Origin of the sequence: Streptomyces sp. P17, from assembly GCF_032436805.1 — a bacterium.
Taxonomy (GTDB): Bacteria; Actinomycetota; Actinomycetes; order Streptomycetales; family Streptomycetaceae; genus Streptomyces.
The window spans coordinates 1-23,651 of the sequence record NZ_JAVRBF010000062.1 but is presented as its reverse complement, the minus strand read 5'-3'; the positions used below and the strand labels follow the sequence as shown (position 1 = coordinate 23,651).

The following is a 23,651-nucleotide window of genomic DNA, read 5'->3' as shown; positions in this document are numbered from 1 at the left end:
ACGGACTTTCCGGGACGTTGTCAGTTCGCGGACTCGCCTGCATCCGGGCTCAGCGCGCCGGTGGCCACCAGCACGATGATCAGGATGCCGAGGGCGATCCGGTACCAGACGAACGGCATGAAGCTCTTGGTCGAGATGAACTTCATGAACCAAGCGATGACGGCATATCCGGTCAAGAAGGCGATGACCGTCGCGAAGACCGTCGGGCCCCAGGAGACATGGCCGCCCTCCATCGCGCCCTTGAGTTCGAACAGACCGGAGGCGAGGACCGCGGGGATCGCGAGGAGGAAGGAGTAGCGGGCCGCCGACTCGCGGGTGTAGCCCATGAACAGGCCGCCACTGATGGTGGCGCCGGACCGGGAGACGCCCGGGATCAGTGCCGCGGACTGGCAGAGGCCGAAGATCAGTCCGTCACGGACGTTGAGGTCCTGAAGTTCCTTGCGCTGCTTGGCCGCACGGTGCCGGCCCCCGCTCTCGTCGCGGGCCGCCATGCGGTCGGCGATGCCGATGATGATGCCGACGACGATCAGCATGGTCGCGGTGATGCGCAGATCGCGGAAGGGACCCTCGATCTGGTCCTTCAGCGTCACTCCGAGGACACCGATCGGGATCGAGCCGACGATCACCAGCCAGCCCATCTGGGCGTCGTGGTCGCGGCGCATCGCCTTGTTCGTCAGCGATTTGGACCACGCCAGGACGATCCGCCCGATGTCCTTGCGGAAGTAGATCAGCACGGCCGCTTCCGTACCGATCTGGGTGACCGCGGTGAAGGCCGCGCCCGGGTCGTCCCAGCCGGAGAACGCCGCGGTCAGCCGCAGGTGCGCGCTGGAGGACACGGGGAGGAATTCGGTCAGCCCCTGGACGAGTCCGAGGATGAGGGATTCAAACCAAGACATGAAGTTACGACGTCCAAGTGCTGATGGCGGTAGGCGCGAACAGGCACACCGCGCCACGCCGGCACGGTGATCACAGTGGTCGAGGGCAGCGTAGCGCCCCTCGACGACGGCCCTGGCACGGGGGTTTCGCACAGAGCGGCCGCCCCTGCCCATGGCTAGCCTGGATTCATGGCAACGGTGCGGGTCAGCGGGGTCGACGTCGTCCACGCGCGCGTGGGGGACGGCTCCGGTCCGCCCCTGGTCCTGGTGCACGGGGCCGGTGCGGGCGGCCGGATGCGGCAGCTGCAGATCGGGGCGAGGACGAGAGACGATGTGCGAGGCGGGCGGCCTCGCCAACGCGATGATCCTGGAGTCGGTGTAGCGGATCAGCGCGCGCGCAGGTGGTGGCGCTTGCGCCAGGCCACCACCACGCCCGCGAGAGCGGGTACGGCGATAGAGGCCAGCGCGATCAGGAAGGCCGGTGAGGTCGGCGCCGAGGCACGGGCGCCGGCCACGACGTAGGCGGCGGTGTTCGGGATCGAGCCGAGCGCCGTCGCCAGCAGGAACGGCAGATAGCCCATGCGGGAGACGGCGGCGCAGTAGTTCGCCGCCCAGAACGGCACCCCGGGGAAGAGCCGCACCGCCAGCATCGAGCGGAAGCCGTGCCGGGAGAGCTGCCCGTCCACCGCCTTCAGCCAGCGGCCCCGCAGCAGCGGGCGCAACGCCTCCTGCCCGAGGAGCCGGCCGAGCCCGAAGGCGAGCCCCGCCCCGAGCACCGTCCCCGCGAGGGAGGCGGCGAGGCCCAGCTGGGATCCGAAGAGCGCGCCCGCCCCGAGACTGAGCAGTGGCCGTGGCACGAACGCGACCGCGCACAGCCCGTAGGCCACCGCGAACACCACCGTCGCCGCGGCACCGCTCACCTGCGGTGGCCAGCCGTCCGACAGCAGCCGCTGCGGTTCGAAGATCAGCACGGCGACCGCGGCCGAGGCGAGCAGGGCGACCAGCAGAGAGAGCCGCGACCACGGCGAGAGCAGTGCTCTGGTACAGCGCGCGGCGAAGCCCATGGGTGTGGGTGCGGGTACGGAAACAGCGAGTTCCGTGGCCGTGCCCCCAGAGCGGGTGGTGGCATCGAGCATCCGGTGACACTAACCGACAATTATGTGTGATCGCCGTATGGTTCGTCTCATGAGCGTGACAGGCGCGAGAACCCTGGACATCCCCCACAGCGCTCTCGCCGACACCCTGCTGGAACGGCTCACCACCGCCTACGGCGCCGCGGCCGATCCGGAACGGGCCGGGCCCATGCGGGCGTACATGAAAGACGTGGCCCCCTTCCTCGGCCTCACCACACCCGTGCGCCGCTCCCTGTTCCGCACGGTCGTCGAGGGGACACCCCGGCCCGACGAGGCCGACTGCACGGCCGTGGCCCTGCGCTGCTGGCGGCTGCCCGAGCGCGAGTACCACTACTTCGCCGTGGACTATCTGCGCCGCCACGCCGGACGCTGCTCCTCCGCCTTCCTCCCCGTGACCCGGCACCTGGTCTCCACCGTCGCCTGGTGGGACACCGTCGACCTGCTCGCCGTCCATGTCGTCGGCGCGCTCGTCGCCGCCGACCCCGAGCTCACCGCCGAGATGGACGCCTGGAGCACGGACGACGACCTCTGGATCGTCCGCACGGCCCTGCTCCACCAACTGCGCTACAAGCAACGCACCGACACCGAGCGCCTCTTCACCTACTGCCTGCGCCAGTCCGGCCACCCCGACTTCTTCGTCCGCAAGGCGATCGGCTGGGCGCTGCGCGAGTACGCCAAGACCCACCCGGACGCCGTACGGCACTTCCTCGCGCGGGAGGAGGGACGCTTCGCGCCGCTGTCGGTGCGGGAGGCACTCAAGAACGTCGGCGCCTGAGGTCCCGTACCGGCGAAAACCATTCGACGCCGGACATCGCGTCGACGATGATCGGCGTCATGTTCCGGCACGCCTTCGTCCTCGCAGCATCCGCAGTCGCGGATGCCCCGAAGGCTGCCGTCCTCGTCTTCCCGGCCGCAGTCGACGGCGCCCGAAGCTGACCCTCTCCGGATCGTCCGGCGGACCCCGCAGGGGGAGGGTCGGCCAGTCCCCGGGGTCCCACCGCCACTTCCGACGCTTCGAGGTACCGCCATGTCCAAGACGGCTTACGTCCGCACCAAACCGCATCTCAACATCGGCACGATGGGCCATGTCGACCACGGCAAGACCACCCTGACCGCCGCCATCACCAAGGTCCTCGCCGAGCGCGGCAGCGGCACCTTCGTGCCGTTCGACCGCATCGACCGCGCCCCGGAGGAGGCCGCGCGCGGCATCACCATCAACATCGCGCACGTCGAGTACGAGACCGACACCCGGCACTACGCCCACGTCGACATGCCGGGCCACGCCGACTACGTCAAGAACATGGTCACCGGCGCCGCGCAGCTCGACGGGGCGATCCTCGTCGTCTCCGCGCTCGACGGGATCATGCCGCAGACCGCCGAACACGTGCTGCTCGCCCGGCAGGTGGGCGTGGACCACGTGGTCGTCGCGCTGAACAAGGTGGACGCGGCGGACGAGGAGCTCGTGGAACTGGTCGAGCTGGAGGTACGCGACCTGCTCACCGCGCACGGGTACGGAGGTGACACCGCGCCTGTCGTACGGGTCTCGGGACTGAAGGCCCTGGAGGGGGACCCGAAGTGGACGGCGTCCATCGAGGCACTGCTGGACGCGGTGGACACGTACGTCCCCATGCCGGAGCGCTATGTGGACGCGCCGTTTCTGCTGCCCGTCGAGAACGTGCTGACCATCACCGGTCGGGGGACCGTCGTGACGGGCGCCGTCGAGCGGGGCACGGTACGGGTCGGTGACCGGGTCGATGTGCTCGGGGCCGGTGTCGAGACCGTCGTCACCGGTGTCGAGACCTTCGGCAAGCCGATGGAGGAGGCGCAGGCCGGGGACAACGTGGCGTTGCTGCTGCGAGGGGTTCCTCGGGACGCCGTTCGACGGGGGCATGTGGTGGCCGCGCCGGGGAGTGTGGTTCCGCGTCGCCGCTTCACGGCGCGGGTCCATGTGCTGTCGGCACGTGAAGGTGGTCGTACGACCGCTGTGTCCACGGGGTATCGGCCGCAGTTCTACATCCGTACGGCGGATGTGGTCGGGGACATCGATCTCGGTGAGGTGGGCGTGGCTGGACCTGGGGAGACGGTGACCATGACCGTCGACCTGGGGCGTGAGGTTCCCTTGGAGCCCGGGCTTGGATTCGCCATCCGTGAGGGTGGGCGGACCGTTGGCGCGGGGACCGTGACCAGTGTGATTGCCGCTTGAGGTGCGTGGGGGACTGCCGGTCCGTCGTGGCTGGTCGCGCAGTTCCCCGCGCCCCTTCCCGGCGTCTTCGCGCCGCACAATGGGGACGTGACCGAACCTGTCCCCGTCAGCCGGGCCGTCGACCACGGCACCGCCAAGCTCATGCCCGACGTCGACCGGGAACGGGCCTGGCTGCTCACCGTCGACGGGGCGCCCCAGTCGTACGTCGATCTCGACGAGCCGACCCATCTGGAGTTCGAGTACGCGCGGCGGCTCGGGCATGTGCTGGATGTCGTCGGCGATCCGGGGCAGGCGCTGGACGTGCTGCATCTCGGGGGCGGTGCGCTCACGCTGCCCCGGTATGTGGCCGCCACCCGGCCAGGGGCACGGCAGGACGTCGTCGAGGCGGATCGGGGGCTGCTGGAACTCGTCGTGGAACAACTACCCGTCCCCGAGGGGATCGCGCTGCACTCGGCGGACGCCCGGGCCTGGATCGAGGCCGCGCCCGCCGACTCCGTGGACGTACTTGTCGCCGATGTCTTCGGGGGGTCCCGGGTTCCCGCGCATCTGACGTCCCTCGCCTACGCCCGTGAGGCCGAGCGCGTGTTGCGCGGCTCCGGGGTCTATCTCGCCAACCTCGCCGATGCCGCTCCGTTCGCGTTCCTGCGGTCCCAACTCGCCACTTTCGCGGCCGTGTTCGAGGAGCTGGCGTTGATCGCCGAACCGGGGGTGCTGCGCGGGCGGCGGTTCGGGAACGCCGTGCTGGTGGCCTCGCACCAGCCCGCCGACCTCGCCGCCCTGACCCGGCTCACCGCCTCGGACGCCTTTCCGGCGCGGGTCGAACACGGGCCGGGTCTGCGGAAGTTCATCGGCGGGGCGCGGCCCGTGCGGGACGAGGACGCCGTACCGTCACCCGAGCCCCCCGACGGTGCTTTCAGCATCGGCTGACGGCTGCGCGGAGGCCTCGGTCACCTGTTTCGTACGGCGGCGCAGATTCCGTACGTCCGGTACGCACAGCACCGCCGCCGTGACCACGACGACCAGCACGGCGCAGCCCCACAGCGCCGAGGTCCGCCCGAACGCCGACTCCGCCGGACCCGCCAGAGCGGTGGTCAGCGGGACCAGGGCGACCGAGCCGAACCAGTCGTAGGCGGAGACCCGGGACAGCTTGTCCTCCGGTATCTCCTGGTGGAGCGCGGTCATCCAGCTGACGCCGAACACCTCCAGGGTCACGCCGGTGAGGAACATCACCGCGCACAGGACACCGGCCGAGGTGGGGATCGCGAGGGCGGCGGAGGGCAGGGCCAGGGGGAAGACGCACAGGGTGCCGGCGAGGAGCAGACGGCGCGGCTTCCAGCGGGTCATCAGCAGGGCGCCGGCGACCGTGCCCGCGCCGAAGAAGCCCAGGGCCAGGCCCCAGGGACCGGCGCCGCCCAGGTGGTCCCGGGCGACGAGGGGGCCGTAGACCGCGTCCGCGGCGCCGACCACCGCGTTCGCGATCGAGAACTGCACGACGACCGCCCACAGCCATGGCCGGCCGGTGAACTCCTGCCAGCCCTCCCTCAGGTCGGCGAGCAGACCGCCGCCCGGCGCACGCGGCGCGATATGGCCGACGTCGAGGAAGGCGCGCAGCGACCCGGCGACGGCGAAGGCGACGGCGTCCGCCGCGAGCACCCAGCCGGGCCCGATCGCGGCGACCATCGCACCGCCCAGCGCGGCGCCGCCCACGGCCGCGCCCTGCATGGCCATCCGGAAGACCGCGAACGCGCGGCTCACCTGTTCACCGCTGACCGACGACATCAGCATGCCCTCGGCCGCGGGGGAGAAGAACGCCTGGCCGGTGCCGCCGAGCGCGGTCAGCAGCATCATCTGCCACAGACGCGGCTCACCGGTCAGGACCAGCACCGCGAAGGCGGCCTGCGACAGGCAGTTCAGGGCGTTGGCCGCGACCATCACCCGGTGCCGGGGCAGCCGGTCCGCGACGGCTCCGCCGATCAGCAGGAACAGCACCAGGGGGAGTGTCCGTGCGGCCGCCACCAAGCCCACGTCGCTGCCGTTCCCGCCCGCCTCCAGCACGGCGAACGCGGCGGCGATGAGCGCACCGTGACTGCCGAGGTTGGTCACGACCGCGGACGCGGTCAGCAGGGAGTAGTTGCGGCCTGCCCAGGCCGGGCGGCGGAGCGGGATGGTGGGCTTCACCTCGCGACTATCGCCGCGGCGGGGCCGACTTGCCAAATGCATTCCCGGGCAAGTTCGGCCCCGCCACCTGCGGCTAGGTGTCGGTCGGCATGCTCTCGGTGAGGCGCACGGTGCTCAGGATCTTCTGGATCGTCGCCTCGGGGATCTCCTCCTTGACGCCCTTGGCGCCGAAGAGGTTCCAGGTGACGAAGTCGCCCGCGCCGTTCTCGAACGCGAAGGTGATCGCCTTGCCCTCGCTGTCGCACTTGCCCTTCTGCGGGGTGTTCTCCGAGCGGGCGGTGGCGACGCTGCCCTTGATGCCCGAGGCCGTGGTGTACGGCTTGGGCTTGGAGAACTTCACGCTCTTGCGGTCCGGCTGGGTGTACCCGCCGAAGATCCACCACGGCACGCGGGTCTCCGCGGCCTCGTCGAGATCCTTCGCGCCGTTCTCACCGCGGGTACCGGCGGTGACCAGAGCGGTGTCCTCCGTGCGGCCGTCCTTGTCGGAGTCCTCCGTGCACCACTTGGACTTGAGGTAGGCGGGGGCGGTGACGGTCGAGCGGTCGAGCTTGCCGTCCTTGTTCTCCCACTCGAAGCCGACGCTGGTGTCGGCGTTGTCGATCTCCCAGTCGGCGGGCACGTCGAACATCGTGCCGAAGCGCGGGTTGACGACGACCTTCCAGCCCTCGACGGTCGGCGCCAGCTCCCCGTCGCCGCGCGGGTCTTCCGAACCGGACTCCGAGGTGCTCGGCTCGGCCGACTTGCTCACGGTCGGGCTCGCTGACGCCTTGCCGTCCGCCTTGTCATCCTTGTCGCCGCCCAGCACCAGGGCCCCGGTGACACCGGCGGCCACGACCACGGCTGTGGCCGCCACGATCGCGACCAGCTTGGTCCGGTTGCCGCCGCCACCGCCCTGCGGCGCCGGGGTCCCGGCCGGAGTCGGCGCACCCCACTGCGGCTGCTGCCCATAGGGATTGGGCTGCTGATAGCCGGGCTGCTGGTACGGATTCGGCTGCTGGTACCCCGGCTGCTGGTACGGATTGTTCTGCTGCTGCGGGTTCTGCTCGCCCCCGGGCGGCTGCTGTCCTGGCCACATGGGCAGCAACCCTAGCGGCGCCCGGGACACGATTCGGTCACCGGGCCTTGTCAGGGACGTAGCAAACAGTGAGCGGTCCGGCGGAGGCACGGCCGGGCATGGCGTGGGGCGCATCCATACGACGATCATGGCGCGAATCTGGCCAGCAGAGGCTACTCGTGGGTAACATGCCGCCATGAGCGCAGATCAGATGTCGATCGGCGAGTTGCTCGCCGCCACGGTGCCGATGGTTCGGACGCTGAAGCTGGAGTACCTGGAGACCACTCCGGAGAAGGCCGTGCTGGTCCTGCCGGACCAGAGCGAGTACCGCAACCACGTCGGCGGCCCGCACGCCGGGGCGATGTTCACGCTGGGGGAGTCCGCCAGCGGAGCCATCGTGCTCGCGGCCTTCGGGGACCAGCTGCCCCGGGCCGTGCCGCTGCCGGTCACCGCGGACATCGCGTTCAAGAAGATCGCCCTCGGCCCGGTCACCGCCACCGCGACGCTGGGCCGGCCGATCGGCGAGGTCGTCGCCGAGCTCGACGCGGGCAAGCGTCCGGAGTTCCCGGTGAGCGTGGCGATCCAGCGCGAGGACGGCGCGGTGACGACCGAGATGACGGTGGTGTGGACCCTGCGTCCCAACAGCTGAGCACGTCCCCGCGTACGCGGGTTTCGTGGAGGGCTCCGATCGGGGCCCTCCTCGCTGTTTCCGGGGGCAGGCCGAATGTTGGAGATTCCGTGTGTCAATCGCCGTGCGGTGCACACAACTTGGCGGCATGCGCGGACCGCGGGTTCGCATGCCGGTGCGGATACCGACGGTAACTATTCTGAATTTCCGGCGCCTTGAACAAGAGTCACTCGAACTCCTTGTTTCTTGTGAGTCAATTGTGCGAAAGTGAGCGCCCCCTCACCGGGTGTGCCGCATCTCACGCGGTGCAGGTATGAACCAATCACGCACCTGCTTTCCGACGGACGGCCAATCCACCGGTCGTTCAGCGGCTTGGAAGGAAATGGTTCAGTGCACTCCCCTTACCCCCCACGCCCCCCGTACCCGCCACGGCCCGGAGTGAGCCTCGAAGACTCCGACCGTGATCTCATCGCCCGTCTCGGGCCGTCCGGCGCCGGTGCCGACGGTGTTCCGCTGCTGATGGCGCGGCACTGGCGGGCCGCCCATGAGTACGCCGTGATCTGCCTGGCAACGGCCGGGAGTTCGGCGTCGATGGTGACCGCGAACGCCTTCCACCGAGTGCTCGGCAAACCCTCGGGCGGAGCGTTGCGCCCACAACTCCTCATGGCCGTACGGGACACGGTCAAGGAGTGGGCGGCCGACGAAAGAATTTCCGCCGCACTGCCGGAACTCCGCAAACCGACCGGCGCTCGTGGACTGCGCGCGGCGAGGTCCGTGACTCCCGAAAGGCGACGGCTCGCCGAACGCGCATTCCGGGCCCTTCCGGGCGCCTCACAATGCCTGTTGTGGCACACGGAGGCCGAGGCGGAACCGATAACCGTACCGGCCGGTCTGCTGGGCGTCGACGCCGTTACCGCCTCGGCCGCGCTGGAGCAGGCGCGCGAGCAGTTCCGTACCGCTTGTGTACGCGCCCACCACGAACTGGCGCCCAGCCGGGAATGCCGCTTCTACAACCGTCTCCTCGATGTCCCGATCCGCCGGGGCGGGTCGCTTCTGCCCGATGTCCAGCGGCACTTGACGGAGTGCCGCTACTGCCGGCACGCCGCCGAACAGCTCAGCCACTTCGAGGGCGGCCTGGAGGAGCTGCTCGCCGAGACGGTCCTCGGCTGGGGAGCCCGGCGCTATCTGGACTCGCGCCCCGGCCGCGCCGGTGAGCACACCGCCCGGCCCGCACGCGCGCGTGGCGGACGCCACCGGCCCCTCCCCGACCGGCAGTCGACCGCGCCCCGCGGCCGCACCAAGGTCGTCGTCGGTGTCGGTCTGACCTCCCTCGCCCTGCTCGCGACCGTGCTGGTGAGCAGGGGCTGGTCCGATGACAACGGTGTCCCCGACCCGCGCGCCACCTGGGGCGCGCCGAGTGCGGTCACCGGGACGCCGACGCCCGCCTCCGTGAGCGGGCCCGTCGAGCTGGGCCACGGGCGACTGCGCAACCTCGGCACCGGCCTCTGCCTCGATGTCCAGGGCCGAGTGCCCCGGCCCGGCGCGGCGACCGTGCTCGCGGGGTGCTCGGCCGCCGGATCACAGCAGTGGTCGTACCAGAACGACGGACTGCTCCGCAGCGCCGCCGACCCCATGCTGTGCCTGGACTCCCATGCCGATGAAGGCGCCGTCGTGCTCGCCGACTGCCTGGTGCACGCCGGCGAGGTGCGCCACGACCTCACCGTGCACGGTGAACTCCTGCTCCGCAGCGACAAGGAGCGCGTGGTCGCGCCCGGCGACGGCAAGAAGGTGACCGTCGAGGAACGGGACGGGTCCGCTGAGCAACGGTGGCAGTTCGAGGCCGGGAATGCCGAAGGGGCCGGGCCCAAGAAGAAGGAGACGGAGGAACAGGAACCGTACGAGACACGCGTCGCCCAGGTCGACAGCCCTACAGAACCCGAACCGAACGCCGTGGAGCGGGCCGCGTCCCTGCCGGCCGAGGCGCTGGACAGGGTCTCCGCGGTCACCGATCTTCTCTCCTAGCACGCGGGGCCACCCCGCCTGGGTGGCCTTGCTTTTGTTCAGGTCATTGACACGAGTCACCGTCGGTTCTACGTTTCCGACGCGCCGGTGGCGTTGCTTACGGGGTGTCAAGTCCTGCTGGCGCATAGTGCGTTCAGAAGGCGAACACATACCGGGGCGCCACCGCGTGCATCTGCGGTTCACATCGTCGTGCCCGCACACCGAAGGAGTGACGGCTGCCATGTCCGACACTGTTTCCCGGCGATCCGCCCTGCGTCTGGTGGGCGGCGCCATCGCCGTCGCCGCGGCGGCGACCGGCGCACTGACCCCACCCGTCCCTGCCTACGCCCAGGGGAGACCGCGCGTCGAGGACCTCCTCGCCAAACTCACCCTCGACGAGAAGATCTCCCTCCTGCACGGCGCCACCGACCCCGCCCCGCTCGGTCAGGCGGGCTATGTCCCCGGAGTCGGGCGCCTGGGCATCCCGCCCCTGCGGCTGGCCGACGGCCCGGCCGGCGTCCGCGTCACCGCACACGCCACGGCCCTGCCCGCCCCCGTCCTGCTGGCCTCCGCCTTCGACCCGGAACTGGCCCGCCGCTACGGCCGGGTCATCGGACACGAGGGCCGCGCCCTCGGCCAGGACATCCTGCTCTCCCCGATGGTCAACCTCATCCGCACCCCGTACGCCGGGCGCAACTTCGAGACCTTCAGCGAGGATCCGCTGCTCGCCTCCGATCTGGTGGCCGCCGAGATCGAGGGCATCCAGGGCGAGGGTCTTGTCGCCACCGTCAAGCACTACGCCCTGAACAACCAGGAGCAGGACCGCACGACCGTCGATGTGCGGGCCGACGAGCAGACGATGCACGAGGTCGAACTACGCGGCTTCGAGGCCGCCGTCGGCGTCGGTACCGGTGCGGTCATGGGCGCCTACAACAAGGTCAACGGCACCTACGCCTGCGAGAACAAGACCCTGCTCACCGACATCCTGCGCGACCAGTGGGGCTTCGAGGGACTGGTGATGACCGACTGGTTCGCCGCCCACAGCACCCGGGAGGCGCTTACGGCCGGCCTGGACCTGGAGATGCCGGACGGCACCCACTTCGGCGCGGCGCTGAAGCGGGCCGTGCGCGACGGCAGCGTGTCCGAGCGGTACGTCGACCGGGCCGTACGCCGGATCCTGTCCGTGATGGACCGCTTCGGCCACCTCGACGGCAGCGCGCCGCCGAGGCCCGAACGCGACAGCCGGGCGGGAGCGGCCGTAGCCCTGGAGGTCGCCAAGGCGGGCGCCACCCTGCTGCGCAACAGACGCGGCACCCTCCCCCTGACCGGCGGCAGCATCGCCGTGATCGGCCAGCCCGGCGCCCTGCCCTTCGTCAGCGGCGGCGGCAGCGCCCATGTCGTGCCCGACCACGCCGACAGCCCCCTCGACGCCCTCCGCGCACGCGGCGGCGACGTCACCTACGCCCTGGGCGAGGACATCTTCGGCAAGGCCCTCCCCGCCTCGGCGCTCAGCCCCGGCTTGGACAGCGAGGACCTGCGGGTCGAGGCCGGGCGGACCTGGTCGTACGACGGCACGCTCACCGTCGACGAGGATGACGAGTGGACCTTCGTCATCCACTACTCCGGCCCGCCGACGATCCGGCCGAAGGTGGTCCTCGACGGCGAGGAGCTCTTCCCGCTCGTGCCGGGCTGGGGCGAGTACTTCATGGGCGGTTACGTCACCACCGCCGCCGACGGGATGTCCGTGCGCCGCAAGACGCTCAAGCCGGCCAAGGGCGCGCACCAGCTGCGGATCACAGCGGAGGGCGGGGAGACCGGACAGCGGTTCCGGCTGCGCCGTATCACCAGCGCGACCCGGGCGCAGGACGTCGCCGAGGCGGTACGGGCCGCGCGCGCCGCCCGCCAGGTCGTCCTGTTCGCCTACGAGGACGCCACCGAAGGACAGGACCGCACCACGATCGGCCTCCCCGGTCACCAGGCGGCGCTCATCGAGGCCGTGACGGCGGTGAACCCGCGCACGACCGTCGTGCTCAACACCTCGTCCTCGACCTCGATGCCCTGGCTGGAGCGCACGGGAGCCGTGCTCCAGATGTACTACCCGGGCCAGGAGGGCGCGGCCGCCACCGCCGCCGTCCTGTTCGGCGACTGCGACCCCGGCGGCCGGCTCACCCAGACCTTCCCCGTGGACGACGACCACCATCCCGTCGCCGGGGACCCGCGCCGCTACCCGGGCGTCGACGGCACCGAGGTCTACGCGGAGGGCATCCACGCCGGATACCGCTGGTACGACGCCGGGGGCCGGCGCCCGCTGTTCCCGTTCGGGCACGGACTGTCGTACACCTCCTTCGCCTACGAGGACATCTCCGCGCGGTGGACCCGGAACGGCCTCGACGTGCGTTTCACCGTCCGCAACACCGGGCGGCGCGCCGGGATCGCGGTGCCGCAGGTGTATGTGGGCCGCTCGCCCGACCTGGAACTCGACCAGGCGGTACGGGTGTTGGGCGGCTATCGACGGCTCGCACTGGCTGCGGGGGAGCGGCGCCGGGTGACCGTGCGGGTCGCGGCGCGGACGTTGTCGTCGTGGGATGCGAAACGTCATGACTGGGTGCTGGGCACCGGGCGGCGGAGCGTGTGGGTGGGGGCGTCCGCGGGGGATCTGCGGCTTCGTACGCAGGTGGAGGTGTGGCGATGATACGGCGGGTCGTGATCTCGTTGGTGGCTCTCGCCGCCGCGGTACTCGCACCGGTGCCGGCGCAGGCCGCCCAGGCGCCGGTCGTCCGGACCGAGGCGGGCCTGGTACGCGGCGAAGTGACCGCCGAGGGGCGGCAGTTCCTCGGCGTCCCGTACGCCGAGGCGCCCGTCGGCGAGCTCCGCTGGAAGGAGCCTCGGCCGGTTCGCCCCTGGCAAGGGGTGCGGGGCGCACGGGACTTCGGCAACAAGTGTGTGCAAGGGGCGAATTGGGACCCAGGTTACGAGCAGCCCAGCCACACCGAGGACTGCCTCGACCTCAACGTGTATGCACCTGAGGGCTCCCACCGGCGCGCCGTTCTCGTCTGGTTCCACGGCGGCGGGCTCACCGCGGGGGCCGGACAGGACATCGTCCCCGACACCTTCGCCCGGCAGACCGGCACCGTTGTCGTGACCGTGAACTACCGCCTCGGAGCGATGGGCTTCCTCGCCACCGCCGGACTCGACAGCGAGGCCGCCGACGGCGTCTCCGGGAACTTCGGCATGCTCGACCAGCAGGCCGCACTGCGCTGGGTGCGCGCCAACATCGGCCGCTTCGGCGGCGATCCGGGCCGCGTGACCATCGCGGGAGAGTCCGCGGGCGGCCGCTCGGTCTGCACCCAGCTCGCCTCACCCACCGCGAAGGGCCTGTTCCGGGCGGGCGTCATCCAGAGCGGCGCCTACGGCGACTGCGCGGCCCGGACCCACGGAACGGCGGTGGCGCAGGGGGCCGCCTTCGCCGAGAAGCTCGGCTGTACGACGGTGGCGTGTCTGCGCGACAAGACGTCCGCCGAGATCCTGGCCGCCCAGGGCGGCTTCGACTGGGGACCGGTGACCGGCGGCGCCTTCCTGCCCGTGCAGCCCGCCGAGGCCTTCGCGTCCGGTGCCGCGGCCGGGGTGCCGGTGATGAACGGCGCCAATCTGGACGAGGGGCGGCTGTTCGCCTTCGGCCGGTTCGACGGGGCGGGCGGCCCGCTGACGGCCGAGCGGTACCCGTCGGTGATGCGAGCGGCCTTCGGCGGTGAGGTGCTCGCCCGCTACCCCCTCACCGCCCACCCCTCCCCGACGATCGCCTTCGGCACCGCCCTCGGCGACACGCTGTTCGCCTGTTCCGCGCTCCGGCTCGACGGCACGCTGGCCGGACGCGGCCCGGTGTACGCGTACGAGTTCGCCGACCGCACCTCCCCGCCCTTCGCCTCGCTGCGCGACCTCGGCACCGACTTCGACTTCGGGGCGACGCACGTGAACGAGGTGCAGTACCTCTTCAAGCACTTCGGCCTGAAGTCCCCGCTGAACGCAGAGCAGCAGACGCTGGCGTGGCAGATGGTCCAGTACTGGGGCTCCTTCGTCCGCACCGGAGTGCCCCGCGCCGACGGACAGCCCGCCATGCCGGAAGGCGGCCCGGAGCGGGTGCTCTCGCTGCGGACGGCCTCCGCGGGCGGTAACGCTCCGAGCACTTCCGTGCACGGGGACCACCAGTGCGACCTGTGGGACGCGGCGGCGTCACGGTGAGCAGGTAGGCTGCCCCGGCGCGCGCTCACGGACGAGCGCGCGCCGGGAACTGGCCAGTACATGAGAGGAAGCGGCGTTGGACGTCCAGGAATGGCTCGAAACAGTGCCCCCGCTCGCCATCTATCTGCTGGTGGGCCTGGTCATCGGCCTGGAGAGCCTGGGCATTCCGCTGCCCGGCGAGATCATCCTGGTCTCCTCGGCGCTGCTCGCCTCGCAGCACGGCGAGATCGACCCCGTGATCCTCGGCGCCTGCGCCACCGCGGGCGCCATCATCGGCGACTCCATCGGCTACGCGATCGGCCGCAAGGGCGGCCGCCCCCTGCTGGCCTGGCTCGGCGCCAAATTCCCGAGGCACTTCAGCGAGGCGCACATCGCCACCGCCGAGCGCTCCTTCCAGAAGTGGGGCATGTGGGCGGTCTTCTTCGGCCGCTTCGTCGCCCTCCTCCGTATCTTCGCGGGCCCCCTCGCGGGCGTCCTGCGCATGCCGTACTGGAAGTTCCTCACCGCAAACGTCCTCGGCGGCATCCTCTGGGCGGGCGGCACGACGGCGGTCATCTACTACGTGGGCGTGGTGGCCGAGGCCTGGCTGAAGCGCTTCTCGTGGCTCGGCCTGGTGGCGGCGGTCCTGATCGGCCTGACGTCGTTCCTGGTCCTGAAGAAGAAGGCGAAGAAGGCGCAGGCTCAGGCAGCGGAACCGGAGCTTGTCAGCGCCGGGGAGTAGCCCTCAGGCCTCTTCCCGGTGCGCCTGGGCCAACTGCGCGTACATGGTCCCGTTGAGAGAGACGCCGGCCCTCTCCTCCTCCGTGAGCTCCCGCTTGACCTTCGCCGGCACCCCGGCCACCAAGGACCCGGGCGGCACCCGCATCCCCTGCGGCACCAACGCCTGCGCCGCGACCAGCGACCCGGCCCCGATCACCGCACCGTTCAGCACAGTCGCCCCCATCCCGATGAGGCAGTCGTCCTCCACGGTCGCCCCATGGACGACGGCGTTGTGCCCGATGGAAACACGTTCCCCCACCGTCACCGGAAACCCAGGATCGGCGTGCAGCGTGCAGTTGTCCTGGACGTTGCTCTGCGCCCCGACCGAGATCCGCTCCACGTCCCCCCGCAGCACAGCCCCGTACCAGACACTCGCCCCCGCCTCCAGGGTCACGTCCCCGATCACCGAAGCCGTGGGCGCCACAAAGACGTCCGCGTCGACCTTCGGCTCCCTGCCACCGATGCCCTTGATCATCTTCGCCTCCCGATCACGTGATACACGGCACCGTACGCCACCTGTTGGGGCGAAGATCACAGGCCCTCCATGCGATACGGGCGCCGTACGCTCAGTACGGTGAACGCGTGCCGAAGAGTAAGAACACGTTCTCGTCCTGGCGACGCCGCCTGGCGCAGCGCGCCGTGCACGCGGGCTGGGCCTGGGTGCAGCGCACGGGTTCGGTGACGAAGGACAGCCCCGGCCGCTTCCACTTCGGCGCGATCGGCGAGGCCACCCGCCTGGCGTTCCCGCTCGGCACGGTCTTCGGCGAGCCCTGGATCCATCTGGGCTCGCACTGCATCGTCGGCGAACAGGTCACGCTCACCGCCGGCCTCATGCCCGACCTCGACCTCGGCCCCGAACCGATCCTGCGCATCGGCGACGGTGTGGTCCTCGGCCGCGGCAGCCATGTCATCGCCGACACCACGGTCACCATCGGCAGCGACTGCTACTTCGGCCCGTACGTCTACGTCACCTCCACCAACCACTCCTACGACGATCCGCACGAGCCCATCGGCAAGCAGTGGCCGCGGATGGAGCCGGTGTCGATCGGCCCGGGCTGCTGGGTGGGGACCGGTGCGGTGATCCTGCCGGGCGCGAGGATCGGCCGGAACGTGGTCGTGGCGGCCGGTGCCGTGGTCCGGGGCGTGGTTCCCGACCACGCCGTCGTGGCGGGGGCGCCCGCCCGTGTCGTACGGCGGTGGACGGCCGCCGACGGCTGGCAGCCGCCGCTCAGGACGCCCGCGCCGGTGCCGATACCGGACGGGGTGACCCCGGAGCAGTTGGCGGCGCTGGCGGAACTGGACGAGGAGTCGGCGGCGCGGCTTGCCCAGTTGGAGGCCGAGGCCTGAGTCAGCCGGTGGCCAGCAGCAGGGTGCCGGCCAGCGCCAGGCCCGCGCCCGCCGCCTGGATCCCGCGCAGACGTTCGTCGAGGACGCCCCGTGCGGCCAGCGCCGTCACCACCGGGAACAGTGAGGCGAGGACGGCGGCCACGGTGACCGGGCCGTTCTGGGCCGCGATCGAGTAGGTGCCGTTCGCCGCGACGTCGGCGAGCCCGACGAAGCCGAGCGCGGGCAGCGCACGCCAGGGGAAGCCGCCCTCGGGGAGGGCGGGGGAGCCGCGCCGTACGGACACGTACAGGGCCGCGCCGCCCACGACGACATTGGTGACGCGCTGCACGAACAGGGCGAGGAAGAGGCCCGTCACGGTGGTCGACGCTTCGGTGATCAGCGCCATCACCGTGCCGAACCCGAGCGCCGCGAGCAGCGTGAGCACGATGGCCCGGCGCTGCACGGGGGCGCCCTTGAGCTGCGGCCCGCCGGCAAGCACCACGCCGGCGACCGCCACCACGATGCCGGCGAGCTGGAGCGCCCCGGGCCGCTCGCCCAGCGCGAGACCCACGCCCACCGGGACGGCGACGCTCAGCGAGCACAGCGGGGACACCACGCCCATCGGGCCCAGGGCGAGGGCCTTGTAGAAGGCGAGAATCGTGACCGTCCCGACCAGACCCGCGGCGACCGCGAACCAGAGCTGCGGCCCGGCCTCACGCCAGCCGCCGGTCGCGACCACGACGGCGCCCAGTACGGCCATGGCGACGGTCTGCGAGATCACCACCACGGTGAGCGCCGGGGTGCGCCGGGTCAGCAGCCCGCCGCCGAAGTCGGCCAGGCCCCAGAGCAGGCTGGCGGCCAGGGCGAAGAGTGCTGTCACGGGTCGCCTCGCAGTACAGTTCGGTGCACGATCAGGTGCACCTCACCGTAGTGCAATGAACTGAACTTTGCTATTCGTTATATTGGACCAAGACGTTGGACGGAATGTGTCGGACCTCGACCTGCTGACCCAGTCCCTGGCGCGCAACGTCAAGCACTGGCGTGCGGTGCGCGGCTTCACCCTGGACGTGCTCGCGACTCGGGCCAATGTCAGCCGCGGGATGCTCATCCAGATCGAGCAGGCCCGCACCAACCCCAGCCTCGGCACAGTCGTCAAGATCGGCGACGCGCTGGGTATCAGTATCACCACCCTGCTCGAATACGAACAGGGCCCGCAGGTCCGTATCGTCCCCGCCGACCAGGCCGTACGGCTGTGGCACACCGACTCCGGCAGCTACAACCTCCTCCTCGCAGGTACCGAGGCGCCAGGACCGCTGGAGCTGTGGGAGTGGCGGCTGATGCCGGGCGAGAGCAGCTCGTCCGACCCGCATCCGACGGGCACGGCCGAACTGCTCCATGTCCTGGAGGGCGAGCTGACGCTCACCGTCGACGGGGTGGAGTACCGCGTCCCGGCGGGCGCGAGCGGCTCCTTCGAGGCCAACACCCCCCACACGTACGGCAATACCGGCGAGGTGCCGATGCGGATGGTGATGGCGGTCTCCGTGCCGCCCGTTCCCTAGGGGGTGTTTTGAAAGTCCTGTGCGGTGCCCGCGGTGTTCGGTGCGTGCCCTCGGCGTGCCGGACGAAGGCCCTCGTACTGGACGTACTTGGGTCTTTGGCCGGTGCGGCGAGGGTGCGTGCCGGGCGCCGTGGGTGCTGTGCGGGACTTTCAAAACACCCCCTAGCGGCGCCGGCGCGGTTGCTACCGTGCGGCCATGCGCGCACCCATCGGACACTTCGACCGGGCCCTCCCCGCCCCCGACGCCCTCGACGAGCTGACCGCCCCGGTCGCCGACGCCGTACGCCAGTGGAGCGGCAACGTACCCGCCGACCAGATCGTCTACGTCGACACCGACCCGCAGTGGGCCGACACCGCCGTGTTCGTCGAGCACTACGGCCAGGAGCTCCTCGAACAGTCCGCCAACTGCGTGGTGGTGGCGGGCAAGCGCGGTGGCGAGACCACGCTCGCCGCCTGTGTCGTGCTCTCCACCACCCGCGTCGACGTCAACGGCGCCGTGCGCCGTCAACTCGGCGCCCGCAAGGCGTCGTTCGCCGCCATGGACACCGCGACGGGCGAGACCGGCATGGAGTACGGCGGCATCACCCCGATCGGACTGCCCGCCGACTGGCCGGTGTTGGTGGACTCCGCCGTGGTCGACCTGCCGTACGTCCTCGTCGGCAGCGGACGCCGGCGTGGCAAGCTGCTGGTGCCGGGCAAGGCCTTCGCCGAGCTGCCGGGCGCCGTCGTACTGGAAGGGCTCGGGCTCGCCTGAGCTCAGGCCGCCGTGTGGTGGGCCAGGGGCAGATGCGGGTCCGCCTCGCCGGGTACCGGCGCCGGGTCCGCGTGGACCAGGGCCGCGGTGAGGCGGGGCACGGCGTGCAGCAGGGCGTGCTCGGCGTCGACCGCGATGGCGTGGGCCTGCCGCACCGTCGCCTCGCCGTCCACCACGACCACCACCTCCGCCCGCAGCCGGTGCCCGATCCAGCGCAGCCGCAGCTCGCCCACCCCGCGCACCCCCGGAACCTCCCGCAGCGCCCGCTCGGCCCGGTCCACCAGGGCCGGGTCCACGGCGTCCAGCACCCGCCGGAACACCTGCCGCGCAGCGTCCCGCAGCACCAGCACGATCGCCGCGGCGATCGCCAACCCCACGATAGGGTCGGCCAGTTGCCAGCCGAGCGCGGCCCCGCCCGCGCCCAGCAGCACGGCCAGCGAGGTGAATCCGTCGGTACGGGCGTGCAGACCGTCCGCCATCAGCGCCGCCGAGCCGATGGCGCGGCCGACCCGGATCCGGTACCGCGCCACCCACTCGTTCCCCGCGAAGCCCACCAGTCCGGCCGCGGCCACCGCGGGCAGGTGATCGACGTCGCGCGGGTCGAGCAGCCGGTCGACCGCCGTCCACGCGGCGAACGCCGCCGACGCGGCGATGGTCAGCACGATCACCAGGCCCGCCAGATCCTCGGCGCGGCCGTAGCCGTAGGTGAAGCGCCGGGTCGCCGCGCGGCGGCCGAGTACGAAGGCGATGCCGAGGGGTACGGCGGTCAGCGCGTCGGCGGTGTTGTGCGCGGTGTCGCCGAGCAGGGCCACCGATCCGGAGATCGCCACCACGACCGCCTGGACGAGTGCCGTCGCGCCCAGCACCGCGAGCGAGACCCACAGCGCGCGCATTCCGCGGGCCGAGGACTCCAGGGCGTTGTCGAGCTTGTCGGCGGTGTCGTGGGAGTGGGGCTTGAGGAGGTGGGCGATGCGGTGGCGGAGCGGGTGGTGGTGACGGTGGTGGTGCGGGTGGCTCACGGGTCCCCCTTCCGGTGGCGGCGGTGGACTTGCTGGGCCCACGACGCCATTATGTGCGTATGAGCGCACGCATGCACCTATCACCTGCGCATGATGCGCATCCGCGCACCCCCGGCGAGGAACAGTTCGCCCTCGCCGCCGAACTCCTCGCCCTGCTCGGCGACCGCACCCGGCTGACGCTGCTGCACGCGCTGACCGGGAAAGAGGCGGACGTCACCACACTCACGGAGGTGTGCGGGGCGGCCCGGCCCGCCGTCAGCCAGCATCTGGCGCGGCTGCGGCTCGCCGGCCTGGTGGACACGCGCAAAGAAGGCCGCCGGGTGATCTACTCCCTGCGCGACGGCCATCTGCGGCGGCTGGTGGACGAGGCGCTGAACGTGGCCGACCACCGGCTCAGCGACCGGCCCCCGCACGACTGACTCAGTAGTCCGCGTTCTTGCCCAAGTACTGCTCGGCGAAGGCGAGTCCCGCGGACGGGGAGCCGAACAGGCGGCGCAGCCGGGCCAGGGTGGTGCCCGCGCGATGCGGGTCGCCCGAGGAGGTGCCGTGGTACACCTCCGACAGCCACTGCGAGAACTCCTGGTAGTCCCAGACCCGGCCGAGGCACGACTGCGAATAGCCGTCGAGGCCGCTCCGGTCGCCCTTGGTGAGCTGGGCGACGAACGCGTCGCCGAGCAGGAAGGCGTCGTGCAGGGCGAGGTTCATGCCCTTGGCCGCGATCGGCGCGGTGAGATGGGCCGCGTCCCCGGCAAGGAAGAGCCGGCCGAACGCCATGGGTTCCACGACGTAACTGTGCATGTCCAGCACGCGCTTCTCGATCAGCGGCCCCTCGGTCAGCCGGGGTGCGCCGGCCGCCCCGAGCCGTTCCTGGAGCTCGGCCCAGACGCGTTCGTGGGACCAGTTCTCCGGGTCGTCGCCCGGCGGGCACTCCAGGTAGTAGCGGGTCACCTCGGGGCTGCGGGCCATGTGCCCGGCGAACCCGCGCGGATGCATACCGAAGACCACGCAGTCGTTGGACGGCGGCGCCTGCGCGAGCAGCGCCAGCCAGCCGATGCCGTAGTCGTAGCGTGAGACATGGGCGCGGCCCGGCGGCAGCGCGGCGCGTGACACCCCGCGGGCGCCGTCACAGCCCGCGACGAAGTCGCAGTGAACCGTGTGCCGTTGACCCGACTCGGGGTCCGTGTACGACACCGAAGGCCGGTCCGAGTCCAGGTCGTGCAGCTCCACGTCCCGCACGCCGAAGCGGATCGCGCCGCCCCGCACGTCCGCGTACTCCCGCACCAGATCCGTCACCAGCAACGGCTGCGGATAGACGAAGTGATGGTGCCCCGTCAGCTCCGCGTACTCGAACCGGTAGCGCTGCCCGGCGAACCGGAACTCGCACTCGTGGTGCACCTGGCCGCGCGCCAGCAAGTTGCCCGCGAGACCGCGCTGTTCGAGCCCGCGTACGGCCCACTCCTCCAGGACGCCGGCCCTCGGCCGCTGCTCGATGAACTCGCGGTTCTCGATCTCCAGGACCAGACAGTCGACCGAGGCGGCCCTGAGGATGTTGCCGAGGGTGAGCCCGGCAGGTCCGGCGCCGACGATGACGACCGGAAAGCGTTCTGGACCAGTGGAGTTGGGGGTGGTGGTGGTCACCCGAGCATTATGTGGCGCCCAGCGCGCAGCGGAACCCCGCGTGGCCACTTGAGCTGTCCGGGGTGTTGGCGCTGCGGGCGGCCACGCGGTAGCGGTTGCAGTAGGAGGCCTGGCACATGTAGGAGCCGCCGCGGATCACCTTGGCGGTGCCCTCGGCCGGGCCTGCCGGGTCGACGGCGCCGCGATGCTCGGTGGACCACCAGTCGGCGCACCACTCCCAGACGTTGCCCGAGGTGTTGTGGAGCCCGAAGCCGTTGGGCTCGAAGGCGTCCACGGGCGCGGTGCCGCGGTAGCCGTCGGCCGCGGTGTTCTTGGTGGGGAAGGTGCCGCGCCAGATGTTGCACCGGTACTCGCCGGCCGGGTCCAGCTCGTCGCCCCACGGGTAGCGCCGCTGCTCCAGGCCGCCGCGGGCCGCGTACTCCCACTCGGCCTCGGTGGGCAGTCGCTTGCCCGCCCAGGCCGCGTAGGCGGCGGCGTCGTACCAGGACACATGGACGACGGGGTGGTTCCCGCGCCCGGCGAGATCGCTGCCCGGACCCTCGGGCCGGTCCCAGGCCGCGCCCTCGACCGCGCACCACCAGGGCGTCCGCTCGGGCCGCGGGGCGCCGCGGCGCAGGGCGGCGGGCAGAAACCCGGCGAAGACGTACGACCAGTCCAGGCGCTCGGCGTCGGTGATGTGCCCGGTGTCGGCGACGAAGGCCGCGAAGTCGTCGTTGGTCACCGCGCGGGCGTCCATGCGGAAGGGCTTCAGCCGGACCGGCCGGACCGGTCCCTCGGCGTCGTCCGGGAAGCCCTCGGAGTCCTCGGCGCCCATCAGGAACTCGCCGCCGGGGAGCAGGACCGTGCCGTCCGTGGCGGCGGTGCGGGTGGCGGCCGGTATCGCGGGCTGTGGCGAGCCGGACCCGGACGACGGCATGCAGCAGCGGGCGGGTGACAGGGGCTCGGGCATCGATTCCTCCTTGCGGACGGACGAGCGTCGGGTGCGGACCCTGTCTACGCCATCTGCTTGGGCGTCACCGCAGCAGGGGGATCTCGATGGCCGGGCAGCGGTCCATGACCATGTCCAGCCCCGCGGCCCGGGTCCGGTCGTAGGCGGCCTCGTCGATCACGTCGAGCTGGAACCACACCGCCTCGGCACCCTTGGCGACCGCCTCGTCGGCCACCGGTCCCGCCAGCTCGCTGTTGACGAAGACATCGACGACGTCCACGTCGAAGGGGATGTCCGCGAGGGAGGCGTAGCCCTGCTCGCCGTGCACCGTCTCCGCCTTGGGGTGGACGGGCACCACGCGCTTGCCGTAGCGCTGGAGCACCTGCGCGACGCCGTACGCCGCGCGCCGCCGGTTCGACGACAGGCCGACCACGGCCCAGGTGTCGCCGAGCTCGGTGAGGATCTTGCGGATCGTCGCTTCGTCGCCGTACAACGGGGGCCTCCTCGACCTCATGCCGTTCCTGTTGCCGGGACAACGGCCAAGGGGGCGTGGAGATTCCCCACGAGGGGCACACCCTGTCCGGAAACCGCGCCGTATGCTGCGCCCGGGCGCGCACCAGCCTAGGCTCGGGGAGTGCTGCGCATCATCGACGCCCGAACGGGCGTTCCCGTCGACGCCGTGTCCGCCCGGCGTGGTCTGACCCGCGTCGAGGCCCATGCGCCGGGCTTCGACACCGGCGCTCTGCGCGTGCTTCTCGTCGCCGACCTCCTCGTGCGCGCGCTCGAACTCGGCGGCACCCCGGTCTGGGCCGTGCTCCACGGCGACCGGGAACAGCCCGAGCTGCGGGTCGGTGCCGCGGCCCTCGGCATCCGGCCCCTGGAGGACAGCCGTGAGGTCGGCCATGGGCTCGGTGAGAAGCAGGTCATCCATGTCGTACCGGAGGACGGTCCGGCACCGGACGGCGTCCGCGTCGCCGTCGCGCCCGTGCACCTCGTGTCGCCCGCGCCGCTCGCGGGCGCCGACCCCGTCGCCCTGCGCCTCGCCCTGCTCACCCCGCGGCGGGACCGGCCGGCACGGCTCGACACGGCCGCCCTGACCGAGGCCCACGACACCCTCGTACGCTGGCGGCAGGCGGTCGCCGCCTGGGCGCGGCACCCCTCGCGGCCCATCCCCGACGATGTGCGCACGGAACTGCGCGGTGCCTGGGAGGACGACCTGGACGTGCCCGGCGTACTGCGTCTGCTGGCCCGGGTCGAGACCGACCCGGACCTGCCGGACGGCGCCCGCTTCGAGACCTATGCCTACGCCGACCGGCTGCTCGGCCTCGATCTCACCCGCGATCTCGGATCCCCGGCAT

Annotated in this window: 23 protein-coding genes; 13 read left to right on the top strand and 10 right to left on the bottom strand. The window is 71.5% G+C overall.

The genetic code is table 11. The features are described from left to right. Nucleotides 1-20: 20 nt before the first annotated feature. On the bottom strand, nt 21-896 hold the full coding sequence (locus RMT89_RS32100) for an undecaprenyl-diphosphate phosphatase (protein WP_315887251.1): 876 nt from the start codon (nt 894-896) through the stop codon (nt 21-23). Nucleotides 897-1,261: 365 nt separating this feature from the next. Further along, nucleotides 1,262-2,011 carry a TVP38/TMEM64 family protein gene (locus tag RMT89_RS32095; protein WP_315887250.1) on the bottom strand — a complete coding sequence of 250 codons (750 nt, stop codon included), beginning with the start codon at nt 2,009-2,011 and terminating at the stop codon, nt 1,262-1,264. A gap of 49 nt (nt 2,012-2,060) precedes the next feature. Between RMT89_RS32095 and RMT89_RS32090 the strand changes: the two genes are divergently transcribed. From RMT89_RS32090 to RMT89_RS32080, 3 genes are all read left to right on the top strand, one after another. After that, nucleotides 2,061-2,783: a DNA alkylation repair protein gene (locus tag RMT89_RS32090; protein ID WP_315887249.1), complete on the top strand. Its 723-nt coding sequence runs from the start codon at nt 2,061-2,063 to the stop codon at nt 2,781-2,783. 252 nt (nt 2,784-3,035) lie between these two features. Continuing rightward, the gene (gene tuf, locus RMT89_RS32085) at nt 3,036-4,211 is read left to right on the top strand and encodes an elongation factor Tu (RefSeq protein WP_315887248.1); all 1,176 of its coding nucleotides are present in this window, start codon (nt 3,036-3,038) and stop codon (nt 4,209-4,211) included. Nucleotides 4,212-4,298: 87 nt separating this feature from the next. Then, complete coding sequence (locus RMT89_RS32080) at nt 4,299-5,138, top strand: fused MFS/spermidine synthase (RefSeq protein WP_315887247.1); 840 nt, start codon at nt 4,299-4,301, stop codon at nt 5,136-5,138. Here the strand turns inward: RMT89_RS32080 and RMT89_RS32075 are convergent. Next, entirely contained in the window at nt 5,100-6,425 is a 1,326-nt protein-coding gene (locus tag RMT89_RS32075) for an MFS transporter (RefSeq protein ID WP_315887246.1), read from the bottom strand. The genes RMT89_RS32080 and RMT89_RS32075 overlap by 39 nt on opposite strands. 37 nt (nt 6,426-6,462) lie before the next feature. After that, the gene (locus tag RMT89_RS32070; RefSeq protein WP_315887245.1) at nt 6,463-7,464 is read right to left on the bottom strand and encodes a hypothetical protein; all 1,002 of its coding nucleotides are present in this window, start codon (nt 7,462-7,464) and stop codon (nt 6,463-6,465) included. A 190-nt stretch (nt 7,465-7,654) separates the two neighbouring features. Between RMT89_RS32070 and RMT89_RS32065 the strand changes: the two genes are divergently transcribed. From RMT89_RS32065 to RMT89_RS32045, 5 genes are all read left to right on the top strand, one after another. Next, entirely contained in the window at nt 7,655-8,092 is a 438-nt protein-coding gene (locus RMT89_RS32065) for a DUF4442 domain-containing protein (RefSeq protein ID WP_315887282.1), read from the top strand. A 417-nt stretch (nt 8,093-8,509) separates the two neighbouring features. Next, nucleotides 8,510-10,093, top strand: coding sequence for an RICIN domain-containing protein (locus tag RMT89_RS32060; RefSeq protein ID WP_399498503.1), 1,584 nt, complete (start codon nt 8,510-8,512; stop codon nt 10,091-10,093). A gap of 220 nt (nt 10,094-10,313) precedes the next feature. Continuing rightward, nucleotides 10,314-12,764 (top strand): glycoside hydrolase family 3 N-terminal domain-containing protein, encoded by a 2,451-nt coding sequence (locus RMT89_RS32055; RefSeq protein WP_315887244.1) that lies wholly within the window; start codon nt 10,314-10,316, stop codon nt 12,762-12,764. Continuing rightward, complete coding sequence (locus tag RMT89_RS32050; protein ID WP_315887280.1) at nt 12,761-14,311, top strand: carboxylesterase family protein; 1,551 nt, start codon at nt 12,761-12,763, stop codon at nt 14,309-14,311. Before RMT89_RS32055 ends, RMT89_RS32050 begins: the two co-directional genes overlap by 4 nt. A 76-nt stretch (nt 14,312-14,387) precedes the next feature. Next, nucleotides 14,388-15,032 (top strand): DedA family protein, encoded by a 645-nt coding sequence (locus RMT89_RS32045; protein WP_315887243.1) that lies wholly within the window; start codon nt 14,388-14,390, stop codon nt 15,030-15,032. Nucleotides 15,033-15,035: 3 nt separating this feature from the next. Here the strand turns inward: RMT89_RS32045 and RMT89_RS32040 are convergent, their stop codons facing one another. Beyond that, nucleotides 15,036-15,545, bottom strand: coding sequence for a gamma carbonic anhydrase family protein (locus tag RMT89_RS32040; RefSeq protein WP_315887242.1), 510 nt, complete (start codon nt 15,543-15,545; stop codon nt 15,036-15,038). A gap of 107 nt (nt 15,546-15,652) precedes the next feature. Here RMT89_RS32040 and RMT89_RS32035 point away from each other — a divergent pair, with 107 nt between their 5' ends. Further along, nucleotides 15,653-16,417: an acyltransferase gene (locus RMT89_RS32035; protein ID WP_315887241.1), complete on the top strand. Its 765-nt coding sequence runs from the start codon at nt 15,653-15,655 to the stop codon at nt 16,415-16,417. Between the two features lies 1 nt (nt 16,418). On the opposite strand, the gene RMT89_RS32030 is transcribed toward RMT89_RS32035, so the two are convergent. After that, the gene (locus RMT89_RS32030; RefSeq protein ID WP_315887240.1) at nt 16,419-17,276 is read right to left on the bottom strand and encodes an EamA family transporter; all 858 of its coding nucleotides are present in this window, start codon (nt 17,274-17,276) and stop codon (nt 16,419-16,421) included. 106 nt (nt 17,277-17,382) lie between these two features. Here RMT89_RS32030 and RMT89_RS32025 point away from each other — a divergent pair, with 106 nt between their 5' ends. Together RMT89_RS32025 and RMT89_RS32020 are read left to right on the top strand one after the other, a co-directional pair. Then, nucleotides 17,383-17,955 (top strand): XRE family transcriptional regulator, encoded by a 573-nt coding sequence (locus tag RMT89_RS32025; RefSeq protein WP_315887239.1) that lies wholly within the window; start codon nt 17,383-17,385, stop codon nt 17,953-17,955. 195 nt (nt 17,956-18,150) lie between these two features. Continuing rightward, nucleotides 18,151-18,708: a YbaK/EbsC family protein gene (locus RMT89_RS32020; protein ID WP_315887238.1), complete on the top strand. Its 558-nt coding sequence runs from the start codon at nt 18,151-18,153 to the stop codon at nt 18,706-18,708. Between the two features lie 2 nt (nt 18,709-18,710). Here RMT89_RS32020 and RMT89_RS32015 read toward each other — a convergent pair whose 3' ends face one another. Beyond that, nucleotides 18,711-19,727: a cation diffusion facilitator family transporter gene (locus tag RMT89_RS32015; protein WP_315887237.1), complete on the bottom strand. Its 1,017-nt coding sequence runs from the start codon at nt 19,725-19,727 to the stop codon at nt 18,711-18,713. A gap of 59 nt (nt 19,728-19,786) precedes the next feature. Between RMT89_RS32015 and RMT89_RS32010 the strand changes: the two genes are divergently transcribed. After that, a complete protein-coding gene (locus tag RMT89_RS32010) occupies nt 19,787-20,146 on the top strand; it encodes a metalloregulator ArsR/SmtB family transcription factor (RefSeq protein WP_315887236.1) in 360 nt (119 codons plus the stop codon). Between the two features lies 1 nt (nt 20,147). Here RMT89_RS32010 and RMT89_RS32005 read toward each other — a convergent pair whose 3' ends face one another. From RMT89_RS32005 to RMT89_RS31995, 3 genes are all read right to left on the bottom strand, one after another. Further along, nucleotides 20,148-21,365 carry a 4-hydroxybenzoate 3-monooxygenase gene (locus tag RMT89_RS32005; RefSeq protein ID WP_315887235.1) on the bottom strand — a complete coding sequence of 406 codons (1,218 nt, stop codon included), beginning with the start codon at nt 21,363-21,365 and terminating at the stop codon, nt 20,148-20,150. Nucleotides 21,366-21,372: 7 nt separating this feature from the next. Further along, nucleotides 21,373-22,314 (bottom strand): formylglycine-generating enzyme family protein, encoded by a 942-nt coding sequence (locus tag RMT89_RS32000; protein ID WP_315887234.1) that lies wholly within the window; start codon nt 22,312-22,314, stop codon nt 21,373-21,375. 64 nt (nt 22,315-22,378) lie between these two features. Continuing rightward, nucleotides 22,379-22,786 carry a CoA-binding protein gene (locus RMT89_RS31995; RefSeq protein WP_315887233.1) on the bottom strand — a complete coding sequence of 136 codons (408 nt, stop codon included), beginning with the start codon at nt 22,784-22,786 and terminating at the stop codon, nt 22,379-22,381. Nucleotides 22,787-22,927: 141 nt separating this feature from the next. Here RMT89_RS31995 and RMT89_RS31990 point away from each other — a divergent pair. Then, nucleotides 22,928-23,651 (top strand): hypothetical protein (locus RMT89_RS31990; protein ID WP_315887232.1); only part of this gene is annotated, 724 nt, incomplete at its 3' end.

Excerpts from the sequence above, each read along its gene's own strand:
- RMT89_RS32090 (WP_315887249.1), top strand. The coding sequence starts at position 2,061 with ATGAGCGTGACAGGCGCGAGAACCCTGGACATCCCCCACAGCGCTCTC.
- RMT89_RS32000 (WP_315887234.1), bottom strand. The coding sequence starts at position 22,314 with ATGCCCGAGCCCCTGTCACCCGCCCGCTGCTGCATGCCGTCGTCCGGG.
- RMT89_RS32050 (WP_315887280.1), top strand. The coding sequence starts at position 12,761 with ATGATACGGCGGGTCGTGATCTCGTTGGTGGCTCTCGCCGCCGCGGTA.
- RMT89_RS32010 (WP_315887236.1), top strand. The coding sequence starts at position 19,787 with ATGAGCGCACGCATGCACCTATCACCTGCGCATGATGCGCATCCGCGC.
- RMT89_RS32055 (WP_315887244.1), top strand. The coding sequence starts at position 10,314 with ATGTCCGACACTGTTTCCCGGCGATCCGCCCTGCGTCTGGTGGGCGGC.
- RMT89_RS32040 (WP_315887242.1), bottom strand. The coding sequence starts at position 15,545 with ATGATCAAGGGCATCGGTGGCAGGGAGCCGAAGGTCGACGCGGACGTC.
- RMT89_RS32020 (WP_315887238.1), top strand. The coding sequence starts at position 18,151 with ATGCGCGCACCCATCGGACACTTCGACCGGGCCCTCCCCGCCCCCGAC.
- RMT89_RS32100 (WP_315887251.1), bottom strand. The coding sequence starts at position 896 with ATGTCTTGGTTTGAATCCCTCATCCTCGGACTCGTCCAGGGGCTGACC.
- RMT89_RS32095 (WP_315887250.1), bottom strand. The coding sequence starts at position 2,011 with ATGCTCGATGCCACCACCCGCTCTGGGGGCACGGCCACGGAACTCGCT.
- RMT89_RS32070 (WP_315887245.1), bottom strand. The coding sequence starts at position 7,464 with ATGTGGCCAGGACAGCAGCCGCCCGGGGGCGAGCAGAACCCGCAGCAG.
- tuf (WP_315887248.1), top strand. The coding sequence starts at position 3,036 with ATGTCCAAGACGGCTTACGTCCGCACCAAACCGCATCTCAACATCGGC.
- RMT89_RS32065 (WP_315887282.1), top strand. The coding sequence starts at position 7,655 with ATGTCGATCGGCGAGTTGCTCGCCGCCACGGTGCCGATGGTTCGGACG.